Raw genomic sequence first — 12,421 nt, 5'->3', positions numbered from 1 at the left:
CGATGCAGGGCGTTTCCACTGCGCGCGCCTGGCCGTTTTCCGAGAAATCCGCGTTAAATTGTCGTGCTTGCTGCCCTGGCTGCAGGATTTCCAGTCACACCCGTTTTCAGGCCCTGTCAAGCCTGTTTTGCACAGTTGCCCGGGGCGCCGCGATTTCCGTCGACGCGCCTGCAATGATCCGGAAAGGCACACTTTGTCGTCAGTTCAAGTCATTGAATTGAATGGATTAAATTCGACTGGTCAAAGTTTCACCAAGATGACAACGAGCGCACCTGTATAGGCTGGAGCGACCGCTCAGAGGCCCTCGTCCACAAGCTTATCCACAGGTCCTGTGGATAAGGGAAAATCTTCTGGGAGAGCAAATACTTGCCCCGATAATCTAGGGAACCCCTCAAGATTGTGGTGCAAACGCCTTGCCGGCAGCGGGAGGGGCTCGATCCATCGACCCGTTTCGTGCGAACGCTCCCCCCTGGAGGCGCGCTGGATAACGGCAATCCCGGCGCCATCGCCCTGCAGAACGTCCTGATTCTGGACGCGCAACCTCCGGAGTCCGACCCATTGAGCCAATCCTTCGCGGTCCGCTGCTGCACGGGTCGGCCTTGCCTTAAACTGCTGGCCTGGCCTGACCCGATTCATGATTTATGCCGCGCATCGTCCGTGTGGCGGTCCCGGTGCCGCTGCATCGCCTGTTCGATTATCGACTCGCATCCGACATGGCCGAGCCCGGGCCAGGCAGTCGCGTGCGCGTTCCGTTCGGCCGTCGCCAACTGACCGGGATCGTTGTCGAGATCGCCGACAACAGCGCCGTTGCGGATGCAAAGCTGCAGGAGGTCTCGGCTTTGCTCGATCAGCGCCCGCTGCTGACCGAGGAGCTGATGCAGACCCTGAGCTGGGCGGCCAGGTACTACCAGCACGCGCTCGGGGAAGTTTGCGAAGCAGGCTTGCCGACTGGCCTGCGCAGCGGCCGCGAGCTTCCCGAAAGCGGCGTTCCGGCGCTTGAATTGACGGCCAGTGGGCGACACGGTCGGGAACAGCCGGGGCATCGCCGTGGAACCCGGATCGATGCCCTGCTGAGCCTGCTCGCCGAGAGTGCCCAGTCAACCGCGATGCTTGATCTCGAGATACCAGGCTGGCGCGCGGCAGCGCGTACCCTTCGCGAGCGCGGCTGGGTCTCGGAGCTGCGCCTGACCAGGCAACCAGCAGGACGTGCAGCGGTGGCGGCACCTCTGCTCAACCCGGAGCAGAAGCAGGCGGTGGACGCGATTCTTGGCAGCCAGGGGCGTTTTTCGCCTTTTCTGCTTGATGGCGTGACTGGCAGTGGCAAGACCGAGGTGTATCTGGCTGCGATCCGCGAGGCGATCCGGCACGGGCGACAGGCGCTGGTGCTGGTCCCTGAAATTGCGCTGACACCGCAGACGATGCGGCGATTCCGCGAACGCCTGGGCATGGACATCGCCATCCTGCATTCCGGATTGTCCGAACGCGAGCGCAGCCAGGCCTGGCTCGACGCGGCGCGCGGCGAAGCGCGGGTCGTCCTGGGTACGCGTTCGGCCGTGTTCGTGCCCCTGCCCGCGCCGGGGCTGATCGTGGTCGATGAAGAGCACGACACCTCGTACAAGCAGCAGGACGGCTTCCGCTATCACGCACGCGATCTGGCCGTTGTGCGCGCAAGGGCGCTCGGCATCCCGATCGTGCTGGGCTCGGCCACGCCGTCCCTGGAAAGCCTTGCCAACGTTGATGCCGGGCGCTATCGCCCGTTGCGCCTGAGCCAGCGTGCCGGTGTTGCGCGCCCCCCTTCGCTGCAGATCATGGATCTGCGCAACAAGCGGCTCGAAGAGGGTCTGGCCATCAACACGCTCGATGCGATCGCGCGGTGCATCGCCCGAAACGAGCAGGTCCTGGTGTTTCGCAATCGACGCGGCTATGCACCGGTGCTTTTTTGCCGATCCTGCGGCTGGAGCGCACAGTGCGCACGATGTGACCGCCCGCTGACCGTGCACCGGGGTGCGGCGCGCCTGCGCTGCCATCACTGTGGCGCCGAGTCGAGGATCCCGTCGGCCTGCCCGGAATGTGCAGGCATCGCCCTGGCGCCGCAGGGACAAGGTACGGAACGCATCGAGGAAGCGCTCAAGCAGCGCTTTCCGGACGTGCCCGTTCTCCGCGTCGATCGGGACAGCACGCGCAGCCGAGCAGGGCGCGACGCAGTGTTCGAGCAACTGGATGTCGAGGGGCCGCGCATTCTTGTGGGTACGCAGATGCTGGCCAAGGGACACGATCTTCCCAACCTGACCCTGGTCGTCGTGACGGGCGTGGACGAAGGCTTGCGCAGCGTCGATTTTCGCGCCAGTGAGCGGCTCGGCCAGTTGATCGTGCAGGTGTCCGGTCGCGCCGGTCGCGCCGAACGCCCCGGCAGTGTCATCTTGCAGACACATCATCCGGATCACCCGCTCCTGCTGGCGCTGATACGGGGTGGCTATCCGGCCCTGGTCAGCAATCTGAAGGACGAACGCCGCGCCGCCGGCTTGCCGCCTTTCGCGCAGATGGCGCTATTGCGAGCCGAGTCGAAATCCCTGGTCGATGCAACCGCATTCCTGACCGAGGCGGTGGCGCTGGCAAAGTCCACGGGCAAGGGCATCATGGCCCATGGGCCGCTGCCGGCACCGATGCCGAGACGCGCCGGGTTCCAGCGCTCCCAGGTATTGATCGAGGCATCCACGCGCAGCGCGATGCAGGCATTTCTTCCGGACTGGCTGGAGGCGATCCGGACATGGCCCGGTGCACGACGCGTGCGCTGGTCGATCGATGTCGACCCGGTCGAGATGGGATAGTCGGAAGCAAGCGGGATTCGAGATTCGGGATTCGCGATTCGGAAAAGCACCACGTTCTGCGGCGCTCCTATTCAGGACCGCTTGCTCGATAACGCCCAAGAACAGGCCAGCGATTCAAGCGTCGGCAATCGGCGAGCCTGCGAATCCCGAATCCCGAATCCCGGCTTTTAAGCCACAAACAACGCGCGCATTTTCTTCATGGCATTGGCTTCGACCTGGCGAATGCGTTCGGCTGACACGCCGTATTCGTCGGCCAGTTCCTGCAGCGTCGCCTTTTCGCCCTCAACTAGCCAGCGACGCTGGATGATGTCGCGCGAACGCTTGTCGAGGGCGTTGAGACCCTCGTGCAGGGTGTCGTGCGAGGCTTCCTCTTCGGAATCGTTTTCAACCGTCATGTAGGGGTCGGCGTTCTGATGGTCCTCGAGGAACATCACAGGCGAAGGACGCTTGTCCTCGTCGTCGTCGGTCGGCGCGTCGAACGCGATGTCACGACCGCTCAGCCGAGACTCCATCTCCAGCACCGTTGCTGCCGGTACGCCGAGCTCGCGCGCAACCGTGTTCACTTCATCATTGTTCATCCAGCCCAGACGCTTCTTCGACTTGCGCAGGTTGAAGAACAGCTTGCGTTGCGCCTTGGTCGTGGCGACCTTGACGATGCGCCAGTTGCGCAGGATGAATTCATGCATCTCGGCGCGAATCCAGTGCACGGCGAACGACACCAGGCGTACGCCCTGGTCCGGGTCGAAGCGCTTGACCGCCTTCATCAGACCGATGTTGCCTTCTTGGATCAGGTCGGCAATCTGCAGGCCGTAGCCGGCATAGCCGCGGGCAACGTGCACGACAAAGCGCAGATGCGACATGACCATCTTGCGAGCCGATTCGATGTTTTCCCGCTCGATATAGTCGCGTGCCAGTGCCTGCTCGTCTTCCGGGCTCAGCATGGGGACGCGGTGAACGGCGGAAATGTAGGCATCCAGGCTGCCCAGCGGGCTGGGAACCGGGAAATTGGCGGCGATGACGGCATTGCTCATGCAGGTATCCTCATTCATGCGCTGATTTTAGCACTCGCATACATGGAGTGCTAAAGACCGCGCGGAGTTCCCGTTTGTGGGGCGGGATGCGGAAATAACTGAACTGGACAGTATAGTAGCGCGGTTTCGGTTAACGCGCAGTGAGCAGACCAGCAATCAGGCGTGAACAATCATGGACCGGACCCCTCACAAACCGGCAAGCCGGTGTCAGCCTGGCCCCAGCGCCCAGTCGATGCCGCGTTGCCCGTGTTGTTCCAGATAGCGATTGGCGAGGGAAAAATGCCCGCAGCCCAGAAAGCCCCGATGTGCGGACAGGGGCGAGGGGTGCGGAGCTTTCAGAACCAGATGCCGGCGGTTGTCGATCAGTCTCCCCTTGGCCTGCGCATAGCTGCCCCAGAGCAGGAAGACCAGACCTTCCCGTTCTCCCGCAAGGGCAGCAATGCAGGCATCGGTGAATTCTTCCCAGCCCTTGCCCTGGTGCGACCCGGCCATGCCGTGCTCGACGGTCAGCACGGCATTGAGCAGCAGCACGCCTTGTTCGGCCCAGGCGGTCAGGCAGCCATGCCGGGGACGGGGCACGCCGAGATCACGTGTGATTTCCTTGAATATGTTCTGCAGCGAGGGCGGAATTGCGACACCGTTCGGCACCGAAAAGCTGAGCCCATGGGCCTGGCCAGGTCCGTGATAGGGGTCCTGGCCCAGGATGACCACCTTGACCGCATCGAAGGGTGTCGAATCGAGGGCTGCGAAAATCTGCGAACCACGCGGGTAGATGATCTTTCCGGCGGCCTTTTCGGCACGCAGGAAGGTGCCCAGGGCCTGCATTCGAGGATCGTCCAGAGCTGCGCTCAGGCGCTGCTTCCAGGACGGATCGAGAATGACACGATCATTGCTCATGTTCTGGCATGGCTGACTCGCTCGCGCAGGCGCCGACCCACGCGCATCTGAAACAGCAATTTGGTCACCAGCAGACGTTCCTCGATGGGTTTTTCGACCAGATCATTCGCGCCCGCGCGCAGCAGGGCGGCCTGGTTTTCGGGATTGTCGTCGCCAGTCATGACGATGACCGGCAGGTGGCCCTTGCCGTAGCCGAGCTGATGGCGGATCCGTTCGAGCAGATCGCCCCCGGTCAGCTCGCCCTTCAGGTTGACGTCGGTCAGCACGATGTCTGCGCCAATCCGGTCCATCGATTGCGCCGTCTCGAGCATGGCCAGTGCGTCCTCGACCGCGATAACATGGAGAACCGTCAGGCCATGCTTCTCGAGCATGCGCCGCGTCGCCAGCGCGACCACCCGGCTGTCCTCGACGTAGAGCACTTCACCCGCGGTCGACTCCGTCGGGCGCACATAACCGCGAATGAACTCGGCCAGAGCCTGGAAACCCAGGGCCTTGTCGAAGTAGTCGGTGACATCGTCGCTCAGGGTGCGTTCGACCAGGCGCTCCTGCACGTCACCGGAAACCACGACGATGGGCATGTACGCCTGCGGCGAGTTCTCGCGGATTTGCCGGGCCAGAGCAAGGCCGTCCATGTCCGGCAGGCGCAGTGCCGTGGTCACGAAATCGACGACGCCGTCACTCAGCTGGGCGAGCGCCTCGGCGCCGGTCTCGCAGGCCAGCACGGTAACGCCGGGCAAGTTCGACTTGAGCATCTGTTCGATCAGGCGGCGCACGACCCGCGAGCCATCGACAACCAGCACGCGTGGTTCATCGGAGGACAGGTGGCGGGTGAGGTTGGTTTTCATGTTCACGATTTCGGACGCCCGGCAAACAGGTAACGGGTGCTGACAATCCATGCGCCGGTCCAGCCCAGCAGCGCGCTGGCGCCAACGACGATCAGAGCCTGCTCCCAGCCGAAGCCATGCAGGTCGAAACGGTTTCCGTAGCTGGCCAGCAGATCCAGCAGCGGAACGCGTACCGCAAGTTCGACCATACCAACGGCGATCACCGCAAGTACACCGCCAAGTATCCCGTACCACAAGCCGGCGTAGAGAAACGGTCGCCGGACATAGCCATCGCTCGCCCCCATCAGCTGGATGACCGCGATTTCCTCGGCGCGCGACTGAATGTCCATGCGAACCGTGTTGCCGACCACGAGCAGGGTAGCGAGGCCGAGCAAGATCACCAGCGACAGCATTACGCGCTCGCCGAACTCGAGAATGGCCGTAAGCCGCTGCCGCCAGGCGGCGTCGTACTGGACCATGTCGACACGCGGATCGGCCTTCAATTCCGCCAGCAGCGGCGGTTCGGCCTCATCGGACTCGAGCCTTGGCGTGATCACCAGCACGCTCGGCAGTGGATTTCCCTGCAGCACTTCGAGTGCTTCGGCAAAGCCGGACAACTGTCGGAATTCGGCCAGGCCCTGGTCGGGCGTGCGGCTGACCACAGCGAGCACGTCATCGCGCTGGCCGTATTCGTCCGCCATCTTGCGGGCCGCTTCGAGCGTTTCGGCGGGATCGAGGAAAACGGTGAATTCACGCGCCTCGCGCAAGCCGCCCGAGAGGTCGCGTGCGTTGTCGAGCAGAACATGCAACAACAGCGGCAGGGAAAGTGCGACACCCATGACCAGTCCGGTCAGCATCGTCGCCCAGGGGCGGGCGCGCAGGCGATCCAGGCTCGAACGGAAGCCCTGGCGGTGTTGCTCGGTCCAGGTTCTCCAGCGTGCGCCGAAGGAGCGGCGTTCACGAGGCAGGGCCTGATTGGCAGCGGGCGCAACGCGAAGGCGATTCTCATGGGAGCGGGATTTCGCCATCAGACGCTCGCCGGACGAAAATCGTCAATCAGTTGGCCATGATCGAGCACGAGCACGCGCTTGCCCATGTGACGGATCAGATGCAGGTCATGACTGGCGATCAGCACGGTGGTTCCGACCTGCTGGAATTCGGCAAACAGGTTCATGATCTCGACTGAAAGTTGCGGATCGAGATTGCCGGTAGGTTCGTCGGCAATGATCAACGGCGGTTTGCCGACCAGGGCGCGCGCAATGCCGACCCGCTGTTGTTCGCCTGTGGACAGCGTGGCCGGTGCCGAGCGTTCCTTGTCGAGCAGGCCGACCTTGTCGAGTGCCGCACGCACGCGCCTTGCGGTCTCATCGCGTCCCGCGCCGGCAATGCTCAGAGGCACGGCCACGTTGTCGAACACGCAACGGTCCATAAGCAGCCGGTGATTCTGGAAAACCATGCCGATGCCACGTCTGACCTGCGGAATCGAGCGCTGGCGAACCCGGGCCAGAGGTGCCCCGTTGACAACGATCTCGCCGCGCGACGGTCTCTCGATCAGGCCGAGCAACTTGAGCAGGGTGGTCTTGCCGGCACCGGAGTGGCCGGTCACGAACACCATTTCGCCGTCAGCCACCTCGAAACTGAGCCCACTCAGTGCCTCGTGTCCCCCGGCATAGCGCTTGCTGACGTTGTCGAAGTGGATCATTGGCGAGGCGGGAATGGGAAATGGGGAACGGGGAATTGTAGAAGCCAGGAGTCCGTGCGTCGTCGATTGCTTTTGCCATACCCCATTCTTTATGCCCTGTTCCCGGCTACTTGACCATCTGATTGAGGTCGAAAATCGGCATCAGGATGGCCAGTACGATGAAAAGCACCATTGCACCCACGAGCAGGATCACGGCGGGTCCGAGTGTCGCAGAAAGCACGCCGAGCCAGCGATCGAGATCGCGCTGCTGCTGGGCGGCCGCTTCGCCAAGCATGCGCGGCAGTTCTCCGGAACGTTCGCCGCTGGCGATCAGTCGCAGTGCGACCGGAGGGAACTGGCGGCTTTCGGCGAGTGCGCGGGCAAATCCGCTGCCTTCGCGTACCTTGAACGCAGCCTGGCGCAGCGATTCACGCATCGGCAGATTGGGCACGACCTGTGCGGCGATGGTCAGCGCTTCCAGCAGGGGCACCGCGGCGCCGGCCAGCAAGGCCAGTGTGCGCGCCGCGCGCGCGGTGTTGGCCGCGCGCGTCAGGCGCCCGAACAAGGGCATCCTGAGCAACAGCAGATGCCAGCGATAGCGGATTCTTTCCTGACGCAGGGCGAGCCTGACGCCGACCACGCCCGCCGTCAGCAAGGCGATCAGCAACCATGCCCAGTTGCGCAGGAAATCCGACATGCCCATGAGCAGTCGGGTGGCCAGGGGCAGGGTTTGCTGCATGTTCTGGAATACACCGATGATCTGCGGCACGACCCAGGTCAGCAGGCCAGCGACCACCGCCACGGCCACCACCGAGAGCAGCAGGGGATAGGTCAGGGCAGCAAGCAGTGTCTGCCGAAGTGCGTCGCGCGACTCGGCGTAGTCGGCCAGTTTTTCGAGCACCGTGTCGAGATGGCCCGACTGTTCGCCTGCGGCCACGGTGGCACGAAAGATTTCCGGGAAGCTTTCCGGAAAGTCGGCCATGGCCTGGGCCAGGCTGGCGCCTTCCATGACCCGTGAGCGCAGCGCGACGGTCAGCGCGCGCTGACGTTCGTTGTCGTCCTGTTCGGACAGGGCGGCGAGCGCTTCATCAATCGGCAAGTCAGCGCCGACCAGGGTGGAAAGCTGGCGCGTCAGTGTGGCCAGCTGGCTGCCGGACAAGGCGCGTCGCGCGAACAGCGAACCGTTTCGCGAACCCTCGGCGACTTCCTCGACTGCCATCGGATTCAGGCCGCGCTCGCGCAAGAGCGAGCGCACGGCGCGTGGCGTGTCGCCCTGGACTACGCCGCGAAGCGTCTTGCCGCTGCTATCGAGCGCTTGGTAGGCAAATGCCGGCACGCAGGCTCCGTGGAATTCGGGTTCAGCGACATTGTCGCCGGATTGGGCCGCCGATGGCAGTCAGTGGTAGAGAATCAGTGCGAGCGTCGTCAGCCAACCCACAGTGGAAACCAGCAGCACGGGGTCACGGACCGCCAAGCGGCTGGGATCGCCCCCCGATCCGCGCTTGAAGACAAGAAACAGGTAACGAAACACGCCAAGCAGCACCCAGGGGGTCGAGAAGAACAGCGCGTGATGCCCGTGTCTTGCCAGAACGTCGGGCGAAAACGTGTAGAAGATGTAGGCCAGTACCACCGCTCCACCGAGTACGGCCAGCGTCCGCTCGATGCTTTTCAGGTTGTAGGCGGACGTTGCGCGGCTGGCCGAGTCGCTGACGTGGGTCAGGTCACCATGACGCTTGCCGAGCGCAAGCATGAGTGCGAGCAGAAATCCCATGGCAAGAATCCATGGGGTCAGCGGGACGCCTGCCGCCAGGCCGCCGGCGAGAATGCGCAAGGCGAATCCACTGGCAACGATGCCGACATCCAGCCAGGCGATTCGCTTCAGACCGAGCGAGTAGGCCAGCTGCATGACAAAGTAGGCGCCGATCACCGCGGCTACATCGATGTTGACGAGCGCCGCGAGCACGAGCCCGGCGCCGGCAAGCGCAACCGTCAAGACGTAGGCTGTATCGGCCGAGACAGCGCCGCGTGCGACCGGTCGCTGGCATTTGTCCGGATGTCGTCGATCACGCTCGGCATCGCGGGCATCGTTGAAGGCATAGACCGCAGAAGCCACAAGGCAGAATGCAGCGGTTGCCAGTACGGCACCCTGCATTGCGCTGGTGTCGAACATGGCGTGCGCGAAGAACAACGGCAGCAGGACAAATCCATTCTTGATCCACTGCGTTGGACGCGCCAGTTCGATCAGTGCCGATAGTCGCGGCATCGGATCAGTCTTCGCTCGCAGATTCAGCTTCGGCTTCGTAGTCCGGTTCTTCGTCATAGCCACTGAACATGATCGTATCGGCAGCTCGCGGCTTTTCGGGATTCAACCACGCACTCAGCTGAAATCCGTTGCGTCGGTGATAGCGTGCGAAATCCAGCCTGAACCCTGTCAGCTCGTCCAGGTCGCCATTCTTGTCGCTGGCATAGACGCCGACAGCGCGGGCAATCTTGCCGCCTTCGAACCTGGGCACCGGCAAGCTGAATACGTTCGACTCCACCTGATAGTCCATGGTGGCCAGGATCTTGTTTTCGGCATCAATCCAGTCGACGCCGACCCGGCCGTAGAAGTCCTTGTCCGGCAAGGCGACCGTCACCGAAGGATCCCAGCGGCCTCCTGCCAGTTGCACGCGCGCTCTGGAGCGCGGTCGCTCGAGAACGACGGCCGGATCGCCGAGCAGATTGTACATTTCCACCAGAGTCCGGTCGTCGATACTCTTCTTGGCGCGCACGATTGCTTCGCCGATAGTGGCATCAGGCACCAGCAGTTCCTTGACCAGGTTCTTGCTGAATGTCGTGGAGGGTGCATTTCGCCAGGAGGCCGCGAATACGGCCACAGCGCCCTTGCCGGGTTCACGCAGGAAGCGTTCGCCAATCGAGTCTTCGGTCGGGTTGTCGAAAGGTGCCGAATAGCAGGTCATGGACAGGATCATCGGCAAGCGATCACCATTCTCAAGCTGGCTGACATCGTCGAGCGTGAACAGATCGTGATTCTTGCGCAGGTCGGGCGGTCCCGTTCGCCAGATATAACGGCCACCATGGCCAATGAAATGCACGAGCAACTGCCCGGAGTTGAGGCCATCCTTGATGGCACTCTGATGGGCGATATTGTCCTTTTCATCGGAACTGGCGTAGATCTTGTCGGAAAGGAACCCCTTTTGACCGACGCTTGAAGCAATCTCGTCCGAAGCCTTCTTGAAGTAGTTCGATTCATCCGTGATGAACATCACGTCGCGGCGCCAACTGCCGGGCTGCGGCGTAGTCAGGTAGTCGAGCGTCTTGTCGACAATGGCGCTGACTTCGGCAGGTTCGACCACTGGAAACCTGCCAACGGCCACGACCGGGTGATAGTCGTCTCCATCGACCGCGCCAAACCAGTTGTCACTGGCGGATTGGCCTTCGGCCGATGGGTATTGCCAGGTTGGAATGAGGTTTCGACTGGCTAGCAGCTTGTCGGTGGATTCGTAGCGTGTGGCAGGAATACCGGAGAACTGGCCGGGCAGCATTTCCTGGGCACTGTGGGCGAACTTGGCGTATGCCAGGTCGTTGTATTCGTCGTGGCGAATATCGAAGCTCGCGTCTCCGACCAGCAGCAGGAAGCGGGGGCGAGGCTCGGGCCACTCGTGCCAGGCATGGTCAACAAGATTGCGAATAGCCTGCGGGTGGACGATGCCGTGGTTGAACTCGTCGTAGACACTGGCAACGTCCAGAACGGCCACCTTGAGGCCTTGCTTTTCGTGGTATTCGGCAAGCGGCCTAATGGAGTCGATCAGGCTGGCATGACTGACGATCAGATAGTCGTAGCCCGTGCCGGGCGTGCGCAACACGCTTTCGCCAATGCTCCGAAGTGCAACCGGCGAAGCGAAGCTTGCTTCGGGATAGAGGCTGACTTCCGGCGGCGCCGACGCATAACGGTAGCGTCCATTGCCGAGCTTGAGCGGCAGTCTGCGGCTGCCATCGTCGCCCACCAGTGCCGGTGCCGGCCCATCGCCTTTCCAGTGCAGCTCGATGGCCAGGTCAGATGGCTGTGCGGTCTGCATCGGTGGCGCCCCGGCCTCGATATCCCCTTTCAGGGGATAGCTGGCTTCCATCCAGTTGAACATGACGACATCGACAATGTTCTGCTCTTCCTTCCAGGGCAGCCCGCGTTTCGGAATTGAAAGGGTCAGCTTGTTGGCCGCCGGGCGCAGATTCTCCGCCGCAACAGAGATCTCGTGCGTGAACTCGTCGCGTCCATTCCACCTGAGTTGTTCGAGCAGCGCTCCGTTCACGCGTACGTCGAGGACATGGTCGTCTACCGGCGTACCCCTCAATTTGTACGGAACAGCGACCTTTGATATTCCGCGGAAGTTCAAGCGAAGACGCACGTCTGCTGTCCGCGTGCTGGCGAGGTCCGGCAGATCAAACCGGGTGCTGAATGGCTCCGGATCTGCATGGGTCAACTTGACCCATTGCCATACATCCGGTTCTTCGCCCGGTTTGTGTTGGCTCGGATCGAGCCGGATCAGCAGGTTTTCCTGCTCCATGTGCAAGGTGCGCTCCAGTGGCGCAGCTCCAGCGCCAGCGGCCTCCAGATCGTGCATGCGCATGTGACTGCCGTCGGCAGCGGAAAGCACGTAGACATTGTTGATGCTGTAATTGTTGAACCAGCTTGCCGGGCCATGCAGTTGCTGGCCAAGCCACTCGACGCGATCGCCCGGGCCGAACTTGCCGTCCTCGTCCACGACACGCAACGCGACCTCCTTGCCTTTTGTCTTCATCACCAGTCGATCGCTGGTGCAATCGGCCAAGCCGGGCTGCGCAGCAACGATTGCCGCGTGATCCAGCGCATAGAGCTCCGTGTTCTCAAGTTCGATGTGCACGCTTCCAGTGCAGGCGAGGGCCGGCAACGGGCTGAGCAGTACAGCAACGAAAAGCTTGTGCAGGGTGTGACGAGCGTGGATCAGGGAGGAAAACGACGCGGGTGAATCCAACATTGGCGACCAACCGGAACAACAATCCGCTAGGCTAGTGGGCTGGACCAAACTCTGCAACAAGGCTGCTGCGCTGCCCATGCCCGGCGGAAGCGGGCTGAGCGGCCTGCAGGAGGCGATTCAGGAACCGCCGTCTCGGCCTGAGCCA

General features: G+C 62.6%; 9 protein-coding genes. 1 reads left to right on the top strand and 8 read right to left on the bottom strand.

All coding sequences use genetic code 11. From position 1 onward, the window contains the following. Positions 1 to 641: 641 nt before the first annotated feature. A complete protein-coding gene (locus R3F00_RS04855; RefSeq protein ID WP_371280596.1) occupies positions 642 to 2,828 on the top strand; it encodes a primosomal protein N' in 2,187 nt (728 codons plus the stop codon). Between the two features lie 167 nt (positions 2,829 to 2,995). On the opposite strand, the gene rpoH is transcribed toward R3F00_RS04855, so the two are convergent. The 8 genes from rpoH to R3F00_RS04815 form a co-directional block, all read right to left on the bottom strand. Continuing rightward, positions 2,996 to 3,859 carry an RNA polymerase sigma factor RpoH gene (gene rpoH, locus R3F00_RS04850; protein WP_371280595.1) on the bottom strand — a complete coding sequence of 288 codons (864 nt, stop codon included), beginning with the start codon at positions 3,857 to 3,859 and terminating at the stop codon, positions 2,996 to 2,998. Positions 3,860 to 4,066: 207 nt separating this feature from the next. Next, positions 4,067 to 4,756: a uracil-DNA glycosylase gene (ung, locus tag R3F00_RS04845; RefSeq protein WP_371280594.1), complete on the bottom strand. Its 690-nt coding sequence runs from the start codon at positions 4,754 to 4,756 to the stop codon at positions 4,067 to 4,069. Continuing rightward, the gene (locus tag R3F00_RS04840; RefSeq protein WP_371280593.1) at positions 4,753 to 5,601 is read right to left on the bottom strand and encodes a response regulator; all 849 of its coding nucleotides are present in this window, start codon (positions 5,599 to 5,601) and stop codon (positions 4,753 to 4,755) included. The genes ung and R3F00_RS04840 overlap by 4 nt, the downstream gene beginning before the upstream one ends. A 2-nt stretch (positions 5,602 to 5,603) precedes the next feature. Further along, a complete protein-coding gene (ftsX, locus tag R3F00_RS04835; RefSeq protein ID WP_371280592.1) occupies positions 5,604 to 6,608 on the bottom strand; it encodes a permease-like cell division protein FtsX in 1,005 nt (334 codons plus the stop codon). Further along, a complete protein-coding gene (gene ftsE / locus R3F00_RS04830; RefSeq protein ID WP_371280591.1) occupies positions 6,608 to 7,282 on the bottom strand; it encodes a cell division ATP-binding protein FtsE in 675 nt (224 codons plus the stop codon). The genes ftsX and ftsE overlap by 1 nt, the downstream gene beginning before the upstream one ends. A 106-nt stretch (positions 7,283 to 7,388) precedes the next feature. Beyond that, on the bottom strand, positions 7,389 to 8,597 hold the full coding sequence (gene gspF / locus R3F00_RS04825) for a type II secretion system inner membrane protein GspF (protein WP_371280590.1): 1,209 nt from the start codon (positions 8,595 to 8,597) through the stop codon (positions 7,389 to 7,391). Positions 8,598 to 8,657: 60 nt separating this feature from the next. Further along, entirely contained in the window at positions 8,658 to 9,524 is an 867-nt protein-coding gene (locus tag R3F00_RS04820) for a decaprenyl-phosphate phosphoribosyltransferase (RefSeq protein WP_371280589.1), read from the bottom strand. A 4-nt stretch (positions 9,525 to 9,528) separates the two neighbouring features. Next, positions 9,529 to 12,276 (bottom strand): C25 family cysteine peptidase, encoded by a 2,748-nt coding sequence (locus tag R3F00_RS04815; protein ID WP_371280588.1) that lies wholly within the window; start codon positions 12,274 to 12,276, stop codon positions 9,529 to 9,531. Positions 12,277 to 12,421 lie beyond the last annotated feature (145 nt).

Origin of the sequence: Dokdonella sp., from assembly GCF_041395345.1 — a bacterium.
Taxonomy (GTDB): Bacteria; Pseudomonadota; Gammaproteobacteria; order Xanthomonadales; family Rhodanobacteraceae; genus Dokdonella.
The sequence above is the reverse complement of the archived record's forward strand: the minus strand, read 5'-3'. Positions and strand labels throughout refer to the sequence as shown.